This is a genomic window from Microbacterium sp. BG28 (assembly GCF_034044005.1).
Classification (GTDB): domain Bacteria; phylum Actinomycetota; class Actinomycetes; order Actinomycetales; family Microbacteriaceae; genus Microbacterium.
In genome coordinates this window covers 352,625-370,222 of record NZ_JAXCHA010000001.1, presented here as the reverse complement: position 1 = coordinate 370,222, position 17,598 = coordinate 352,625, and the positions used below count along the sequence as shown (strand labels likewise).

16 protein-coding genes are annotated in these 17,598 nt (G+C 70.4%); 8 read left to right on the top strand and 8 right to left on the bottom strand.

The genetic code is table 11. The features are described 5' to 3' along the window. Nucleotides 1-48 precede the first annotated feature (48 nt). Complete coding sequence (locus tag SK224_RS01865) at nt 49-228, top strand: hypothetical protein (protein ID WP_307322828.1); 180 nt, start codon at nt 49-51, stop codon at nt 226-228. Between the two features lie 2 nt (nt 229-230). After that, the gene (locus tag SK224_RS01860) at nt 231-1,733 is read left to right on the top strand and encodes an MFS transporter (protein WP_413816749.1); all 1,503 of its coding nucleotides are present in this window, start codon (nt 231-233) and stop codon (nt 1,731-1,733) included. A gap of 7 nt (nt 1,734-1,740) precedes the next feature. Here the strand turns inward: SK224_RS01860 and SK224_RS01855 are convergent, their stop codons facing one another. Genes SK224_RS01855 through SK224_RS01845 form a run of 3 tightly spaced genes read right to left on the bottom strand, consistent with a single transcriptional unit; the run spans nt 1,741 to nt 3,450 of the window. Beyond that, nucleotides 1,741-2,298, bottom strand: a complete 558-nt coding sequence (locus tag SK224_RS01855; protein ID WP_320433135.1) for a nucleoside phosphorylase — start codon at nt 2,296-2,298, stop codon at nt 1,741-1,743. After that, nucleotides 2,298-2,441 carry a hypothetical protein gene (locus SK224_RS01850; RefSeq protein WP_161594077.1) on the bottom strand — a complete coding sequence of 48 codons (144 nt, stop codon included), beginning with the start codon at nt 2,439-2,441 and terminating at the stop codon, nt 2,298-2,300. The genes SK224_RS01855 and SK224_RS01850 overlap by 1 nt, the downstream gene beginning before the upstream one ends. A gap of 58 nt (nt 2,442-2,499) precedes the next feature. Continuing rightward, nucleotides 2,500-3,450, bottom strand: coding sequence for an aldo/keto reductase (locus SK224_RS01845; protein ID WP_320433134.1), 951 nt, complete (start codon nt 3,448-3,450; stop codon nt 2,500-2,502). Between the two features lie 177 nt (nt 3,451-3,627). On the opposite strand from SK224_RS01845, the gene SK224_RS01840 reads away from it, so the two are divergent. After that, a complete protein-coding gene (locus SK224_RS01840; protein ID WP_320433133.1) occupies nt 3,628-4,206 on the top strand; it encodes a hypothetical protein in 579 nt (192 codons plus the stop codon). Nucleotides 4,207-4,221: 15 nt separating this feature from the next. Here the strand turns inward: SK224_RS01840 and SK224_RS01835 are convergent, their stop codons facing one another. Next, on the bottom strand, nt 4,222-6,279 hold the full coding sequence (locus SK224_RS01835; RefSeq protein ID WP_320433132.1) for an NAD(+) synthase: 2,058 nt from the start codon (nt 6,277-6,279) through the stop codon (nt 4,222-4,224). A gap of 101 nt (nt 6,280-6,380) precedes the next feature. Here SK224_RS01835 and SK224_RS01830 point away from each other — a divergent pair, with 101 nt between their 5' ends. After that, on the top strand, nt 6,381-9,935 hold the full coding sequence (locus SK224_RS01830; protein WP_320433131.1) for a TM0106 family RecB-like putative nuclease: 3,555 nt from the start codon (nt 6,381-6,383) through the stop codon (nt 9,933-9,935). Nucleotides 9,936-10,172: 237 nt separating this feature from the next. Next, nucleotides 10,173-11,174 carry a magnesium and cobalt transport protein CorA gene (locus SK224_RS01825; RefSeq protein ID WP_320433130.1) on the top strand — a complete coding sequence of 334 codons (1,002 nt, stop codon included), beginning with the start codon at nt 10,173-10,175 and terminating at the stop codon, nt 11,172-11,174. 7 nt (nt 11,175-11,181) lie between these two features. On the opposite strand, the gene upp is transcribed toward SK224_RS01825, so the two are convergent. Continuing rightward, the gene (gene upp, locus SK224_RS01820; RefSeq protein ID WP_320433129.1) at nt 11,182-11,814 is read right to left on the bottom strand and encodes a uracil phosphoribosyltransferase; all 633 of its coding nucleotides are present in this window, start codon (nt 11,812-11,814) and stop codon (nt 11,182-11,184) included. Between the two features lie 86 nt (nt 11,815-11,900). On the opposite strand from upp, the gene tadA reads away from it, so the two are divergent. After that, on the top strand, nt 11,901-12,332 hold the full coding sequence (gene tadA / locus SK224_RS01815; RefSeq protein WP_320433782.1) for a tRNA adenosine(34) deaminase TadA: 432 nt from the start codon (nt 11,901-11,903) through the stop codon (nt 12,330-12,332). Between the two features lie 167 nt (nt 12,333-12,499). After that, entirely contained in the window at nt 12,500-13,516 is a 1,017-nt protein-coding gene (locus SK224_RS01810) for a hypothetical protein (protein ID WP_320433128.1), read from the top strand. 35 nt (nt 13,517-13,551) lie between these two features. Here the strand turns inward: SK224_RS01810 and SK224_RS01805 are convergent, their stop codons facing one another. Then, nucleotides 13,552-14,481: an LLM class F420-dependent oxidoreductase gene (locus tag SK224_RS01805; protein ID WP_320433127.1), complete on the bottom strand. Its 930-nt coding sequence runs from the start codon at nt 14,479-14,481 to the stop codon at nt 13,552-13,554. Nucleotides 14,482-14,507: 26 nt separating this feature from the next. Continuing rightward, entirely contained in the window at nt 14,508-15,638 is a 1,131-nt protein-coding gene (locus tag SK224_RS01800; protein WP_320433126.1) for an alpha/beta hydrolase, read from the bottom strand. Between the two features lie 90 nt (nt 15,639-15,728). Between SK224_RS01800 and proC the strand changes: the two genes are divergently transcribed. Then, the gene (proC, locus tag SK224_RS01795; RefSeq protein WP_320433125.1) at nt 15,729-16,556 is read left to right on the top strand and encodes a pyrroline-5-carboxylate reductase; all 828 of its coding nucleotides are present in this window, start codon (nt 15,729-15,731) and stop codon (nt 16,554-16,556) included. Between the two features lie 3 nt (nt 16,557-16,559). Here the strand turns inward: proC and SK224_RS01790 are convergent, their stop codons facing one another. Then, nucleotides 16,560-17,495: an AraC family transcriptional regulator gene (locus tag SK224_RS01790; protein ID WP_320433124.1), complete on the bottom strand. Its 936-nt coding sequence runs from the start codon at nt 17,493-17,495 to the stop codon at nt 16,560-16,562. Nucleotides 17,496-17,598: the final 103 nt, after the last annotated feature.

Here is a 17,598-nt window from a genome sequence, read left to right as displayed (position 1 = left end):
CGACGCAAGCCGGGGCCCCGGATCGACACGCGCGCCTAAGGTGGAGGAGTGAGCAAGAACACCCTGTGGACGGTACTGGCCGTCATCGCATCGATCGTGATCGGCTGGTTCCTCGTCAACCTGCTGTTCTCGGTGATCGCCTTCGTCTTCAAGCTCGTCATCGTCGCCGCTGTCGCGCTCGTCGTCTTCCTCGTGCTGCGCTCCGCCTTCAGCCGCAGCGGGGACTGAGCGTGGCGGCCGACGGCGCATCCGCCGCGCACCCGGTCACGACCGACATCCCGCTGAGTTCCGCCGCGCGTTGGCGTGCCTTCTGGGTGTGCGTCGCCGTCGCCGGTCTCACGATCCTCGACCTGTCCAAAGTCAACGTGGCCCTGCCGTCGATCGAGACGGCCTTCTCCGCCGGCGCGACCGAGTTGCAGCTCATCGTCTCCGGTTACGTCCTCACCTTCGGTCTGTTCCTCGTGCCGATGGGGCGCATCGGCGACCAGCGCTCCCGCCGCGCTCTCTTCCTCGTTGGACTCACGCTGTTCACCGCCATGAGCGTGGTCTGCGCGCTCGCGCCGAACTCGGCGGTGCTCCTGGTCGCCCGCCTGCTGCAGGGAGCGGCGGCCGGCATCCAGATGCCCCAGGTGCTCGGGCTCATCCAGCAGCTCTTCCAGGGCAAGGAGCGTGGCCGCGCCTTCGGCTTGTTCGGCGCCACGATCGGTGTGGCGACGGCCTTCGGGCCGACCCTCGGCGGGCTGCTCATCGCCGTGGGCGGTCCTCAGGACGGGTGGCGGTGGATCTTCTGGATGAACCTGCCGCTCGGACTGATCGCCATCCTGCTGGCGGCTCTGCTGCTGCCCGCCACACGAACCCGCTCGCACCGCAAGCTCGCTCTCGACCCGGTCGGCGTCATCCTGTTCGCCCTCACCGTGATCTCGCTCATGTGGCCGTTCCTGTTCACCACGGGTGCGCCGGGGGATGACCCCCGACGGTGGTGGCTGCTCGTCCTGTTCGTGCTCTTCGCGGCCGGGTTCGTGGCGTGGGAGCAGCGCTACACCCGCATCGGCAAGCAGCCGCTCATCCCGCTGAAGCTCTTCCGGATCGGCTCGTACCGCAACGGCACGCTGCTGCAGACGACCTACTTCGCCGCGGTCCCGTCGATGTTCCTCATGACGACCCTTTACCTGCAGAGCGGTCTGCACATCGAACCCGTCTTCGCGGGCATGGTCACGATCGGCTTCGCGCTGGCCAGCGCCGTCTCCTCATACATCGGCGGCTCGCTCGTCGTGCGGTTCGGCAGGCCCGTCGTCGTCGTGGGGCTCGGGCTGATGCTGGCCTGCGTCGCCGGCCTCGTGGCCACCGCGCTCTACGTCCCGGACTCCATCACGCCGTTCGTCATGGCGGGGGCGATGCTCCTGGGCGGCATCGGCGGCGGCCTGGTGGTCTCGCCGAACCAGACCCTCACCCTCGCCGACATCCCCGTGCGCGAGGGCGGGCTCGCGGGCTCGGTCGGACAGCTCGGTCAGCGCATCGGTACCGCGGTGGGAACGGCGGTCGCACTCGCGCTCTTCTACGCGACGGTCTACCGCGAAGACGGCCACGCGGCCGAGGATGCGGTCGTGTTCCACGACGCGTACGGCTTCGGGATGGTGACCGTCGCGCTGTTCCTCGCGGTCGCCTTCGTCATCGCCGTGGCCGATCTCGGCGCGAGGCGTCGGTCCCAGAAGGTCGCCGACGCGGCATCCTGACCCGGGATCAGACTCCGTAGTCGGCGCGGATGCGTTCGCGCAGGATGTGGCTGCAGGCGGTGACAGCCGCATCCCAGTCGGTCATCGCGTCGTCCTGGGCGTTGTCGGAGACCGCTTTGAGAACCCGGATGGGCACACCGAACTCGGCGGCGACCCAGAAGTACGCATACGTCTCCATGTCGACGAGGCCTGCGCCCAGCGACCGGATGAGCGTGACGGTCTCGGCATCGTCGACGAAGGAGTCGCCGGTCGCGATGACGACACCCTCGCGGTCGTGGCCCACCCGCGCGGGAAGCGACAGATGCTGACCGACGACGCCGTCGGGGTCCGTCACGTCGTGCTGGATGGCGCCGGCGATCTCGTGCAGATCCCCCTGCAGCAGCGGATCGATGCAACCCGCGGTGCCGACCACGACGATCTCCTCGTAGTCGCCGGCGCTGAGCGCGCGCGTGAGGTTCACGGCGGCGGGCAGCTTGCCGGGGCCGGTGATGAGCCGGTCGAAGCCCTCGAGCTCTGCGGGGAAGGCGACGACCTCGCTCTCGAGCGCCGCGACGAGCAGACGCATCAGTTGCCGCCTCCGCTGACGATGCCGATGATCCCCGAGATGAGGAAGAAGAGGCCGACGCCGGCCACGGCGATCCAGATGCCGATGCGGGTGGCGGAGGGCTTGCCCTGGTCGTCGCTGGGACCGGAACCGAAAAGACTCACCCTGCGAGCGTAGACGAGCCCGCGACGATCGTGGTCGTCGCGGGCTCATTCGACGTGCTCAGGAGGCGGGCTGCCAGGTGGACAGGCGGTCCAGCTCCGCGATCTGCTGGCTGGTCAGCACCACGCCGACGCTCGTCAGCAGATCGGGGACCTGCGACGCGCGAGAGGCGCTCGCGATGGGGGCGACGACAGTGGGCCGCTGGCGGAGCCAGGCGAGGGCCGTCGCCGCGATCGACACGCCGTGCTCGCCGCCGATGCGCTCGAGGGCATCGATGATCGCGAGCCCCTGCGGGGTCGCGTACTTGGCGGCGCCCTCGGCCCGCGGGGACCCCGCCCCCGCCGCATCCGCCGAACGGTACTTGCCCGTGAGGAAGCCGGAGGCCAGGCCGTAATACGGCACGAGCGCGAGGTCGAATTCCTCGGCGACCGGGATGATGTGCTCCTCCACGTCGTTGCGGTGCACGAGGTTGTAGTGCGGCTGAACGGCGATCGGGAGCGGTCCGCCCGCGGCCTGCGCGAGCTCGATCCACTGACGGATGCGGTCGCCCGAGTAGTTGGAAACGGCGGTGTAGCGGATGAGGCCGTCGTTGACGAGGTCGGTGAAGGCGGCGACGGTCTCCTCGAGCGGCGTTTCGGGGTCGTCGAAGTGGGCGTAGTACAGGTCGATCGTCTCGACGCCGAGTCGCTTCAGCGACGCCTCCGCGGCCGCACGGATGTTCTTCGCGGACAGGCCGCGGAACTCCGGGTGCTGGCTCACCTTGGTGGCGATGACGATGTCGCGGGGCTTGCGCGCCGCCAACCACTCGCCGATGAGCGTCTCGCTCTCTCCTCCCTTGTTGCCCGGCACCCACGCGCTGTAGGCGTCGGCGGTGTCGATGAAATTGCCGCCGCCGTCGTGGAACGTGTCGAGGATCTCGAAGGAGGCATCGCGGTCGGCCGTCCAGCCGAACACGTTGCCGCCGAGAGAGAGGCCGAAGACGTCGAGGTCGCTGCGTCCGATGCGGGTCATGATGTCCTTTCGTCGCTGCTGCGCACGGTCAGTGTGCGCGCACTCCCTATGAACAAGACGGTGATGCCGCCGCCCATTCCCATTACTTCCGGGATCAGCCGGTGGCCTCGCGGCGGGGCCGGACTAGGGTCGAAGACAGGGCGCAGACGGCTGTGCCCGTGATCTCGGGAGGCAGCGATGGAATCGGTCGTTCTCGACACACCGGCGGGAATCGACGCTCGACTCGGATGGGACCCCTCGGTCACCGCGCACGACCGCAAGCGTCTGCTGGCGCGGGCGATCATCGGTGCGCGACTCGGCGTCGACCCGGCCGCCGTGCGCATCGAACGCGAAGCGCCCACGACGTTCGGCCATCACACGCGACTGATCGCCTCGCTCGACGGCGAGGAGCTCGATCTCGTCGTGACCGTCGCCGAGTACCGGGCGGCCAATGTCGTCGCGGTGAGCGAGCCGGGCGTCCGCGTGGGGATCGACCTGCGCGACCTGCACCCCGACACCCACACCCGCGCGGTGATGCGGGCGCAGAGCCAGATGTGGGAGGGCGCGACCGACCTGGATCTGCTCACTCATTGGAGCCGGGCGCAGGCGGTGCTCGCGGCCGACGGGCGCGGACCGCGGCTGTCGGCCACGTCCGTGAAGCTCGACCAGGGCGGACACCGCGGATGGGTGCGGGATCGGCCGACGGGCTACACGATCCAGGATCTGTCCCGGAACGCCTTCGTGATCACGCTCGCCTGGGCTCCCGAGGAGGACTGAGCAGACTCGGCCTGCTCAGTCCGCGAGCGCGGCATCCAACTCGCTGAGCCAGGCGGCGGCGTTCCCGTCGCTCGGCGCTCGCCAGTCCCCGCGTGGCGACAGCGATCCTGCGGGGGACACCTTCGGGCCGTTGGGGATCGCGGTGCGCTTGAACTGGGCGAACCCGAAATAGCGCCTGAGGAACACCCGCAGCCACTGCACGATCGTCTCGCGGTCGTAGGCGTACCGCTCGTCGTCGGGGAATCCGGCCGGCCAGAGTCCCGCCTCCGCGTCGGCGAACGCGACCTCCGCCAGATACGCGATCTTGGAGGGCCGCATCCCGTAGCGCAGGATGTGGAACAGCGTGAAGTCGTGGAGGGCGTACGGGCCGATGGCGTCCTCGGTCGACTGCACCTTGCCGTCCTCGTCCGCGGGGACGAGTTCGGGGCTGATCTCGGTGTCCAGGACCGCCTGCAGCACGGCCGCCGTGCGCTCGTCGATCCCGACGCCGTCTGCGATCACCCAACGGATGAGGTGCTGGATCAGCGTCTTGGGAACGCCGGCGTTGACGGCGTAGTGGCTCATCTGGTCGCCGACGCCGTAGGTGGCCCAGCCGAGCGCCAGCTCGGACAGGTCCGAGGTTCCGATGACGATGCCGCCGTGACGGTTCGCGAGGCGGAACAGCAGGTCGGTGCGCACCCCCGCCTGCACGTTCTCGAACGTGACGTCGTAGAGCGGCTCGCCCTCGGCGGCGGGGTGGCCGATGCCGCGCAGGATCTCGGTGGCAGCGGGGCGGATGTCGATCGTCTCGATCGTCGCACCGATCGCCTCGGCGAGTTCGATCGCGTTGGACTTGGTGCCGTCGCCGGTCGCGAATCCCGGCATCGTGTACGCGAGGATCTCGCTGCGCGGGCGCCCCATCCGGTCCATCGCGCGGGCGACGACCAGGAGCGCGTGCGTGGAGTCGAGGCCTCCCGAGACGCCGATGACGGGGCGCGGGGATCCGATCGCCCGCATCCGCTGTTCGAGTCCGGAGACTTGGATGCTGAAGGCCTCGTAGCAGTCCTGCGCGAGGCGCGCGGGGTCGGCCGGGACGAACGGGAATCGCGCGACCGGGCGGCGCAGCCCGGAGAGGTCGGCGGGCGGGTCCAGACGGAAGTGGATCGTGCGGAACGCGCCCACGCGCTCGGCGAGAGAGCGCCGGTTGTCATCGAAGGTGCCCTGGCGCAGGCGGTCCTGGCGCAGGCGGTCCAGGTCGACGTCGGCGACGCTGCGGCGAGCCGCGTCCGGGAACCGATCCGTCTCGACGAGCAGCTGGCCGCCCTCGTAGATCATGGTCTGGCCGTCCCACGAGACGTCGTTCGTCGATTCGCCCCGGCCCGCCGCCGCGTAGGCATAGGCGGCGAGGCAGCGCAGCGACTGCGACTGGGAGAGAAGCTTCCGGTCGTCGGCCCGGGCGATGGTGATCGGGCTGCCGCTGAGGTTCAGCAGCACCGTGGCCCCTGCGAGCGCGGCCTCGGACGAGGGCGGCACGGGAACCCACATGTCCTCGCAGACTTCGGCGTGCACGACGAGCCCGTCCACATCCAACGCCTCGAACAGCAGGTCGGGTCCGAAGGGGGCGTAGAGGTCGCCGATGCGGATGTCGCCGCCCCGCTGGTCGTCGCCCGGTGCGTACCAGCGGCGCTCGTAGAACTCGCGGTAGGTCGGGAGCATCGACTTCGGGGCGACACCGAGGATCTCGCCGCGGTGGATGACGACCGCGCAGTTGTACAGGCGGTTGCCGTGGCGCAGCGGCGCGCCGACCGCCAGCACGGGGCGGAGGTCCACGGATGCGGCGACGATCCGTTCGACGGCGACGGCCACCGCATCCAGCAGGGGGTCCTGCAGCACGAGGTCATCGATCGCGTAGCCGCTGAGGCTCAGCTCGGGAAAGAGTGCGACGGCGACGCCGTCGTCATGGCAGGCGCGCGCCTCGGCGATCACGGCTTCCGCATTCGTCGCGGGGTCGGCCACGCCGACCGGGATCGTGACGGCGGCGACGCGGGCGAAGCCGTGTCGGTAGGGGTTCGTGAAGGGCAGGTGCGTGCTCACGTGTACAGTCTGGCACCCGCGCGGTGCCGCGGAACGGGGTTGCGCTATCGGAGAGGCGCTGTCGGCGGCCGCAACTAGGGTCGATGAAGGAAAGGGAGCGAATGCGATACATCGAGCCTGCGGGGTCCGACGGCGGGCGCGTGGTGTGGAGCGCGAGCGACCTCAAGGCCGCCGCGGAGTGCGAGTTCGCGTGGTTGCGCCAGCTCGATGCGCGGCTGGGGCGCATCCCCGCAGTCATCGAACCCGAAGACGTCATGCTCGAGCGGGCGGCCAGGCTCGGCACGCGGCACGAGCTGGCCGTGCTGCAGCGCTATCGTGACGAATTCGGCGACGCGGTCGTCGAGATCCCCGAGACACGCTCGGGCGATGAAGCGGCGATGACGGATGCGGTCGCCGCGACCGTGGCCGCACTCGACGACCCGGATGCCCACGTCGTCTACCAGGCCGCGTTCCGAACCGCCGAGTTCGTGGGCTTCGCCGACTTCCTGGTGCGCGCAGACGACGGCGCATGGATCGTGCAGGACACCAAGCTCGCCCGCCACGCGCGCGTGACCGCTTTGATGCAGCTGGCGGCATACGTCGATCAGCTCGACGCGGCTGGCGTCCGCCGGGCCGATCGTGTGGAGCTGCTGCTGGGCGACGGCTCGGTCAGCACCCATCGGGTGCGCGACCTCCTGCCGGTGTACCGGCAGCGTCGCGCACGCCTGCGTGCGCTCATCGCCGACCGCGACCTCGCCGCGGGCGCCGCCGGCGAGCCGATCGCGTGGGCAGACAGCCGCGGAGCGCTGCGTGTCGTGGCGTGCGGGCGTTGCGCGACGTGCGAGACGGAGGTCGCCGCGCATCGCGACCTGCTGCTGGTCGCCGGGATGCGCCCCGTGCAGCGTGAGCGTCTGCGTTCCGCCGGCATCACGACGATCGACCAGCTGGCGGCAGCCGCGGGGCCACCCGAGCGCATGAGTGACGACGTCTTCGCGTCGCTGCGGACGCAGGCCCGTCTTCAGCTGGAGAGCCCCGCGGGCGTGCCCGGACCCGATGGAACGGTGCCCGCGGACGCCGTGCCCCGCTACGAGGTCGTGCTGCCGCAGGCGCTCGCCGCTCTGCCACGACGCGATGCGGGCGATCTCTTCTTCGATTTCGAGGGAGACCCGCTGTACACAGAGGGGGCCGGCGATTGGGGGATCGATTATCTCTTCGGCTGGATCGATCCCGAGCAGCAGTACTCGGCGCTGTGGGCGCATTCGTTCACCGACGAGAGGGCGGCGCTCGAGACGTTCATCGACTTCGTCGATCTGCGTCGGCGCGCGCATCCTGGCATGCACATCTACCATTACGCGCCCTACGAACCGACGCACCTGCTGGCGATGGCCGCGCGCCACGGGACCCGCGAGGCCGAGGTCGACCGTCTGCTGCGCGACGGCGTCTTCGTCGACCTGTATCCGATCGTCCGCCGAGCACTGCGGGTCGGTTCCCGGTCGTACTCGATCAAGAAGCTCGAGCCGCTGTACATGGGCGCCCAGCGCCGCACGAGTGACGTGCAGCGCGGCGACGACTCGATCGTGCGTTACGTCGAGGCGCGAGCGCTGCTCGAGGCGGGGCAGGGTGCCGAGGCTCAGCTCGTGCTCGATGATCTGGCCGAGTACAACCGCGACGACTGCGTCTCGACGCTCCGCCTGCGGGACTGGCTCGTCGACCGCGCGCGCGAGGCTCACCTCTTCCCGTCGGCGGACCCGGTCGTCGGTGAGGACGTCTACGAGCCGTCGTTTCGCGCCGTCGCCCTCCAGCGGCGAGCGGCCGTCATCGACGACGAGGCGGATGCGGCGGCCCTTCGCCTCGGGGCCGCGGCGATCGACTACTACCCGCGCGAGGCGAAGACCTTCTGGGCCTCGCATTTCCTCCGGCTCCGCGAGCCGGTGTCACTGTGGGAGGACACCCGTGACGTCGTCGTGCTCGACGGTGCGCGCACGCGTGTCGTCGACGACTGGCAACCCGGTCAGGGGCGCCAGCGAGCCTTGCGTCGCCGCCTCGAGCTGCGGGGAGACCCCGCGCCGGGTACGCGGTTGAGCGTCGGCACCCAGCCCTTCCTCGTGTACGCGACCCCGGCGCCCTTCGGCGAGGCATCCCCGCGGTGGATCCATGCGGCGCGTGCGGTGCGCATCGTCGAGGCGCTCGATGACGGTGCCGTCGTGGAGGAGCTCGCCGCCGATGGCGAGACGTGGTCGGATCTGCCGATCGCCCTCGCGCCCGCCGCTCCCCCCGCGGCCGGCAACCAGCAGGCGGCGATCGATGCGTGGGCCGACACCCTGATCGACGCCGATCCGCACTTCCCGCTCGATGCGGCCACCGACATCCTCCGTCGCGTCGCTCCGCGCACCACCACGGCCGCGCTCACGCCCTCGACCGGCGACGACGTCGCGGCCATCGTCCGCAGCGTCGTCGACCTCGATGACAGCTATCTCGCCGTGCAGGGCCCTCCCGGCACGGGGAAGACCTACGTGGGTTCCCACGTCGTCGCGCGCCTCGTGGCCGAGCGCGGCTTCCGTGTGGGTGTCGTCGCGCAGTCGCACGCCGTCGTGGAGCACATGCTGGATCGGATCGTGGACGCGGGCCTCCCCTCCAACCTCGTCGGCAAGGCGCTCAAAGACCCGAGCCAGGCGGAGTCGGTGTCGTTCACGGTGTTCGAGAAGAACGCACTCGCGGCGTTCGCCGAGGACCGGCCGGGCGGCTTCGTCGTCGGCGGAACCGCGTGGGACTTCAGCCACGCCGGCCGCGTTCCCCGTCGCAGCCTCGACCTGCTCGTGATCGACGAGGCAGGTCAGTTCTCCCTCGCTTCGACGATCGCCGTGTCCCGGGCGGCGCACCGCCTGCTGCTGCTCGGCGACCCGCAGCAGCTGCCGCAGGTCAGCCAGGGCACGCATCCCGAACCCGTCGACGAGTCGGCGCTGGGGTGGGTCATGGACGGCGCCGCGGTGCTGCCCCCGTCCCACGGCTACTTCCTCTCGCACACGTGGCGGATGCACCCCGCGCTCGCGGGCGCCGTGTCGGAGCTCTCCTACGACGGCGAACTCGCGTCCGCGCCCGTGACCGCCACCCGCACGCTGGACGGTGTCGCACCGGGCGTGCACCCGGTGCCGGTGGTGCACGCGGGCAACGCGGTCGCCGCGCCGGAGGAGGCCGCGGAAGTGGTGCGCATCGTCCGCGACACGATCGGCCGCACCTGGACGTGCCGGGACGACGGCGAGGCGGTCGCGCGGCCTCTCACCGCCGCGGACGTCATCGTCGTGACGCCTTACAACGGCCAGCAGGTCGAGGTGGAGAACGCGCTCGGGGCGGCTGGTCTCGCCGGCATCCGGGTGGGCACAGTCGACAAGTTCCAGGGCCAGGAGGCGGTCGTCGCGATCGTGTCGCTCGCCGCGTCCTCGGGCCGCGATGCCCCGCGCGGCCTGGAGTTCCTGCTGTTGCAGAACCGGCTGAATGTGGCCGTCTCGCGGGCGCAGTTCGCCGCGTACGTCGTGTTCTCGCCCGACCTGCTCGACGACCTGCCGCGCACCCCCGAGGGAGTGGCGCGGCTGAGTGCGTTCGCCCGACTGGTCGGCGAGGACGAGCCGTCACCGGTCACGGCGACACGGATGCGGGCCGGTCACCCGGGAGAGGTATGATCGCCCGGGCCCGCTGAGCGGCCTGAGCACGGCACGTCCCGTGCGGGACAGATCGCAGCAGAGACGACCACCCGAGAAGACAGAGAGGCGGTGATGGCCATGGCCGGCGATAGTTCGTGCGCCACGGCGCACACCGCCGCATCCCTCCGGTAGAGACGGGATGCGGTGGCCGCGCCCTGGCGAGAGCGCAACCACATCCTCTGGCGCCTCGCGGCGCCCGCACCACCGGAGAATCCGATGACTCTGATCGACAACGCCATCTACGTCCAGGGGCACCGCGTGGAGACCCCGCGCAGCCTCGACGAGACCTACGAACTGCTCGACGCCCATGACGGGTTCGCCTGGATCGGGATGTATCGGCCCGGCCCCGCCGAACTCGCGAGCGTCGCCGGCGAGTTCGGCCTGCACCCGCTGGCGGTCGAGGACGCGCTGCAGGGCCACCAGCGCTCGAAGGTGGAGCGGTACGGCGACACCCTGTTCGTCGTGCTGCGTCCCGCCCACTACGACGACGAGCTCGAGCACGTCGAGTTCGGCGAGCTGCACCTGTTCGTGGGCCCCCGCTTCGTGGTGACCATCCGCCACGCCGAATCCCCGAACCTTGCGGCCGTCCGGCAGCGGCTCGAACGCCAGCCGGAGCTGCTGGAGCTGGGGCCGGAGGCCGTGCTCTACGCGATCCTCGACCGAGTCGTGGATGAGTACGAGCCGGTCGTCGCCGGTATCGAGAACGACATCGACGAGATCGAGGATCAGCTCTTCGGCGACAGTGACGACGATGCGCTCTCGCGACGCATCTACGAGCTGTTCGGTGAGGTCATCAGCTTCGGGCGTGCCGTGCAGCCGATGTCCGGGATGCTGGAGTGGTTGCGCCGCGGCTACGAGAAGTACGACGTCGACCTGGAGGTGCAGCGCAACCTCCGCGACGTGCTCGACCACGTCATCCGCATCGCGGACCGCATCGAGGGGTTCCGTGCGCTGCTGGACAAGGCGCTGACGGTGCACTCCGCGCTCGTCGCGCGCCGTCAGACCGAGGCGAGCCTCGCGCAGAACGACGAGATCAAGAAGATCTCGTCGTGGGCGGCGATCATCTTCGCGCCGGGTCTCATCGCCGGCATCTATGGCATGAACTTCGAGAACATGCCCGAACTGCACTGGGAGTACGGCTACCCGCTCGCCGTCGGCGGCATGGGAGCGTTCGCTGTCGCCCTGTGGGTGATCTTCCGCAAGAAGAAGTGGCTCTGAGCCCGGCTCAGACCGTGCCGTAGAGGCGGTCGCCCGCGTCACCGAGGCCGGGCACGATGTAGCCCTTCTCGTTCAGGCGCTCATCGAGCGCACCGAGCACGAGGGTCACGTCGCGGTCGCCGACGAGTTCTTCGATCTTCGCGACGCCCTCGGGGGCACCGAGGATGCAGATCGCGGTGACGTCCTGTGCGCCGCGGGCGAAGAGGAAGTCGATCGCCGCGCCCAGCGATCCGCCGGTGGCGAGCATCGGGTCGAGCACGAAGCACTGGCGGTCGCTGAGGTCGTCGGGCAGGCGCTCCGCGTAGGTGTACGGCTGCAGGGTCTCCTCGTTGCGCGCCATGCCGAGGAAGCCGATCTCGGCCGTGGGCAGCAGCTTCACCATGCCGTCGAGCATGCCGAGGCCGGCGCGCAGGATCGGCACGACGAGGGGGCGCGGCTCGGAGATCTTGACGCCCGTCGTGGAAGTCACCGGTGTCTCGATCTCGAGCTCCTCGACCCGGACGTTGCGCGTCGCCTCGTAAGCGAGGAGGGTCAGCAACTCCTCCGTGAGCTGACGGAACACGGGGGAGGGGGTGTTCTTGTCGCGCAGCACCGTGAGCTTGTGCGTGATGAGCGGGTGGTCGGCGACGTGCAGGCGCATGGGTCCAGATTACGTCACGCGGATGCGGGCCGCAGAGCTAGTCTGGCCGGGTGAATCTGCCCACCCGACCCGCGGACGACGCTGCCATGGCGCGTGCGCTGGAGCTGGCGCAGCTCGCCTCGGCGGACGGCGACGTCCCGGTCGGTGCAGTCGTGCTCGATGCCGACGGACGGACGATCGCCGAGGGGCGCAACGAGCGCGAGCTCACGGGGGACCCCACCGCCCATGCTGAGGTCGTGGCCCTTCGTCGCGCGGCCGCATCCACCGGGTCCTGGAACCTCAGCGGCTGCACCCTCGTGGTGACCCTCGAGCCGTGCGTCATGTGCGCGGGTGCGATCCTGCAGGCGCGCGTCGACCGCGTCGTCTTCGGCGCGTGGGATGAGAAGGCGGGCGCGGCGGGATCCATGTACGACCTGCTGCGTGACCGCCGTCTGCCCTATCGCGTCGAGGTCGTCGGCGGAGTGGCGGAGCAGGCCGCATCCGCGCAGCTCCAGGAGTTCTTCACAGCCCGTCGCTGAACCCGGGACGCTTCCCGCTACGCTCGAAGAGCCTCGCCGCAGAGGCACGGGTACGGGGTTGTTACCGCAAGGGCAAGACCTGGAGACCGACGATACGCATCGTCGTGCTCCGGGTCTTTTTTGTTGTCACCCCTGCCTCCGTCATCAGTGAAGAAGAGGGAGACTCCATGACCGAGTACCGCACGTCGCTGCGCCGCGGCGCAGCGCTGGCCGCCGTCGCAGTGGCCGCGCTCGCCGCTGCCGGCTGCGCCGCCGATGCCGGCCCGGACGCCGCGCCGACGCCGTCCGCGGCGTGTGCGCCGGCCTGGGAACCGGGACGAACCGCGCTGGACTATACCTTCGAGGGCGCTGAGCGCCACGCGTCCGTGTTCATGCCCGAGGGGACGGCGCCGGTGGCCGCTGTGCTCGCGCTGCACGGGTCCAACAACAACGTCGATCTGATCCTGGACGTCAGCGAGCTGGAGCAGACGGCGGCCGAAGAGGGCTTCGTCCTCGTCGTGCCGCAGGGATCGGTGCCGGGCAACGCCGACGGTCTCTGGGCGTGGAACGTGCCGGGCGTCGTGACGACCGCGGAAGTGGGGACGCCGACGGAGAGCGCGAACGACGTGGACTTCCTGGCCGATCTTGTCGATCGGGTGAAGACCGAGGGCTGTGTGGGCGATGTCTTCGCTACCGGCTACTCCGGCGGCGGTCGCATGATCTCCGCAACGGCGTGCGAGCGACCCGGGCTGTTCGACGCCATCGCCCCCGTCGACGGTCTGCGCGCCGGGGTGCCGGAGGAGCAGAGCGACGGCGGGTGGGCGCCGGACCCCGCGACCTGCGATCCCGCCGCGGGGACTCCGGTGCTGAGTTTCGCCGGCACCGCCGACCCCATCAACCCCTATGACGGCGGCGGTGCGGGCTATTGGCAGTACGGCGTGCAGACGGCTGTGGAACGTTGGGCCGCGATCGACGGATGCGGCGCGTCGAGCGTCGACTCACCGACCGGGGGCGTGAGCGTCACGACCTACACCGGCTGCGCGGCCGGACCTGTGGTGTCGTACGTCATCGACGGCATGGGGCACACCTGGCCCGGGCGCGCGCTCGAGGCGCAGGCCGCCTACGCCTCGGTGCTCGGTGCCACCACCGACCTGGTCGATGCGAACGCGGTCATGTGGGACTTCTTCTCGGCGCAGGCGAGCTGAGCGGAGGTGAGGGTGGCGCCCGCTGGGCGCCGCCCTCATCGTGGCAGCAGCGGCAGTGACTCGGAACCCAGCAGATCGAGGTGCTCGAGGTCGCGCATGTCCATGAGCTGGAAGTAGACGCGATCCGCGCCGAGCGCACGCAGTCGCTCGACCCGGTCGAGTACGGCGGCAGGATCGCCGAGGATGTTGGCTCCGTTGTCGAAGCTCGCCGCATCCGTCCCGATCGCGGCCGCGCGTCGTTCGCGGTCTGCAGGGGTGCGCCCGACGATGGTCGGCAGCGCGACCGAGAGCTTCAGGCTCCCAGGGTCGCGTCCGATGCTCTCGCACGCGGCGCGCACGGTGCGGAACTTCTTCGCGATCACCCCGTCGGTCGCGAATCCGATGTTGAACTCGCTCGCGTACCGCGCCGCGATGGCGGGCGTCCGCCGCGGCCCGCCGCCGCCCACGATGATCGGAACGCGCTCCTGCACCGGCTTCGGGAGAGCGGGGCTCTCATCGAGCCGGTAGTGCTCGCCGTGGAAGGAGAACGTCTCGCCGACGGAGGTCTGCCACATCCCGGTGAGGATCTCGAGCTGCTCCTCCAGCAGTCCGAACCGTTTCTCGGGGAACGGGATGCCGTACGCGGCATGCTCCTCGGCGAACCAGCCGGTGCCGAGGCCCAGCTCGACCCGCCCATCGCTCATGTCGTCGACCTGCGCGACCTGTACGGCGAGCACGCCCGGCACGCGGTAGGTCACGGATGAGACGAGCGTGCCCAGGCGGATGCGGGAGGTTTCCCGCGCGAGGCCCGCGAGGCTCGTCCAGGCGTCCGTCGGTCCGGGCAGCGGGTCACCGGGGGCCATCCGCATGTAGTGGTCGGAGCGGAAGAACCCGTCGAAACCGAGCTCCTCCGCGCGCTGCGCGAAGGCCAGCTGGTCCCGGTAGCCGAACCCCTCTTGCGGTTCCGTGAAGACGCAGTACTCCATGGAGTCAGTCTGCCCTCTCGCGGCGCTCAGTCCGAGGACTTGAGCACGATCGTCTCGGTGGGAGGTGCCGGGTTCGGGGCGTGCCCGATGTATCCGATGACCTCCAGCAGCGCCTGCCGCACGGCGGCGGGACGCTCGAGGTGCACGAGGTGACCGGCTCCCTCGACGATGAGTTCGCGCACGTCCGCTCCGGTCGCGGCGTCCGCATCCAGCACGGCACGTGTCTGCGACACCATCGGCTGGCTCGGCGCCACATCCGCGCCCGGCCAGTCCGGCAGGATCCCGAGCGAGCCGAGGTGGGCCGGGTCCAGGAAAGAGGTGTCCGACACGATCGCATCGAGCTCGCCGTGGATCCACAGCACCGCGGTGCGTGCACCGAGGTGCGCGAGTGCGGACTGGTCGAAGTGGGTGGGGGCGAGCGCGTTGAGCACGCCGAGATCGCCGGATGCCGCGCCCGGCCAGTTCGGGCTCGACACCGTGTCGCCCGGATAGTTGCCGCCCGCGGTCGAGGTGGAGAGCATCGCGTCGACCCAGATGTCCTCGCGAGCCGTCCGATACGACTCCGAGACGAACTCGGCGCGGAAGACACTCCGGGGTGATGCCGGCGACTCGTCACTCTTGTCGCGGGCGGTCAGCCGGCGCACGAACTCCGCGTTCGCCGTGGCGGCGCCGGTTCCCGCGCCGTCGTCGGTGAGCACGGTGCCGTCCAGGCGGGTACCGCCCAGGCCGTAGGGGGAGATGGGCGCCTGCAGCGTCAGCGACAGGGCACCGTGACCGTCGAGCGCGTACTGCGCCGCGACCGCTGCGCCGAGATCGGTGCCCACCAGGTGCGCCGCACGGACGCCGAGAGCGTCGAGCACGGCGTGCAGGTCGTCCGCGAAGTCGCCGACTCCGCGGGTGGCGTCGACCGGCAGCGACTCCGTGCCACCGAACCCGCGCAGGTCGATCGCGACGACGCGCAGGTCGCTCGGGAGATCCTCCATGAACTCCTGCCAGATCAGCGACGACGACAGCAGACCGTGCAGGAGTACGACGGTGCGTTCGGCGGGGGTGTCGCTGCGATCGCCGTCGCGCAGCAGAACGCGCGCGGAGATACGTGCGGTGTCCACCTGTCGGGCGGTGATGCCGTCGAACAGGGGGCTGGTGGGTTCGATCATGGACGCCTCCAGGAGGGGGCACATCACGGCCCCGGCCGTTTCGATGATAGCCGTGGCGCCTGGAGTGACCCCGGGTCGTAGGGTGGAAAAATGAGCCAGCTTCCCCCTCTCGCGATCCTCGGTGCCGGCTCCATGGGCGGCGCCATCGCCCAGGGAGTCGCAGCCTCCCCGCTCGCCGGCGAGGTCGTCGTCACCAACCGCAGCCGCGCCAAGGCCGAGCTCCTGACCGATCCCGGCATCCGCTCGCTCGCTCTCGAGGACGACGCCGCCGCGAATGCCGACGCGGCCGCATCCGCCGACGTCGTGCTGATCGGGGTCAAGCCCGGCATGGTCCCGGATCTGCTGGCCGAGATCGGCCCGCACCTGCGTCCCGGCACGATCGTGGTGAGCCTCGCCGCAGGCGTGACGATCGCCACGTTCGAGCGGGTCCTGGGACCCGAGGCGATCGTCGTCCGATCCATGCCGAACACACCGGCCGTGGTCGGCAAGGCCGTCACGGGGCTCGCTGCGGGCTCGCTCGCCGACGATCGCGTGATGGGAGTCGTGCGGGCGGTGTTCGAGACCGTGGGCGCCGTCGTCGAGGTGGCCGAGGAACAGATCGACGCCCTGTCGACCATCTCCGGCTCCGGCCCCGCCTACGTGTTCCTGCTCATCGAGAAGCTCACCGAGGCGGCGGTCGGAAAGGGCTTCGACTCCGCCACGGCCCGGCTGATGGCTGAGCAGACCTTCGTCGGGGCCGCGGCGCTGCTCGATGCCACGGGCGAAGACCCCGCCGAACTGCGCCGACGTGTCACGAGTCCGAAGGGGACGACCGAGCGGGCCGTCGCCGTGCTGCAGGACGCCCATCTCGACCGCGTGTTCGCCGAGGCGACGGATGCCGCCCTCGCCCGGGCGAAGGAGCTCGCCGCCGGCGGCTGAGACTCAGCGGTTGGCGCCGGGTGTGGTTCCGAACCGCTCGCGATAGGCGCGGTGGAACGTCCCCGCGTCCGCGAATCCGTTCGAGCGGGCGATCGCTGCGACGGATCGTCCACGTCCTGTGGTGCGAAGCTCCTCGCGCGCCCGGTCGAGCCGCTCCGCCCGCAGCCATCCCGAGAAGGTATCGCCATCCTGCGCGAACGCGTTCTGGATGGTGCGCGGGGTGCAGCCGAACGCGCGCGCCGCGGCGGCGAGGTCGAAGTGCGGGTCGGCGAGCCGGGTACGCGCATAGGTGCGCAGCGCGTGCGCCCTCACGGGCGCCGAGGGGTCGCGATCATCCGCGGCGAACGCATCGAGCAGGTCGATGACGCAGCTGCTCATCGACGTGGCGACCCGCGCCAGGTCCGCCTTCGCGGCCTGTGCCAGCAATCCGACCTGCGTGCCCAGTTGCGCTCCGAGCGGGGTGCGCGCGAGGCGGTCGCCGAGCGACGGGAGGGCCCGCAGGGTGCGCGGCGAGAGGTGCTCCCGCGGGATGCGAACAGTCACGAGGTCGAGCCGCCGGCGCTTGTCGGCCAGAACGTCGAAGGGCAGCCCGTTCTCGAGCACGGTGGCGGAGCGGGCGGCGACGTCCCACGTCCGACCGCGTTGTGAGAGCCCCCACGGCTTGAGGCTGTGGTTGATGAAGACGGCGTCGTCGGGCACCCGCGCGATCGATGCGCGGTCACGCCGTGCGTCCACGCCCGGTGTGGAGATCATGCCGACATCCGTGGCGCCTGTGCGGTACAGCGAGAAGTCCGCGTCGAACGAACCGAGTCTGGGGCGACGCGGCTGCACGCCGACGTACACGTCGGCGAGGCTGGAGCAGAAGTGGTCGTAGTCGGCACCCGGTGGAAGGCCGCGGGTCGTGCCGCGCACGCGCACGCCGGAGGCGGTTTCGCCCATCGATACCTCTTTTCGCCGAGCGCCAGTGCTCGGTCTCCGCGGGTGCTCCTATCGTGAGCCTGGTCTGCGGCGCGGTCAAGGATGCGCCGACCCGAACGAGAGC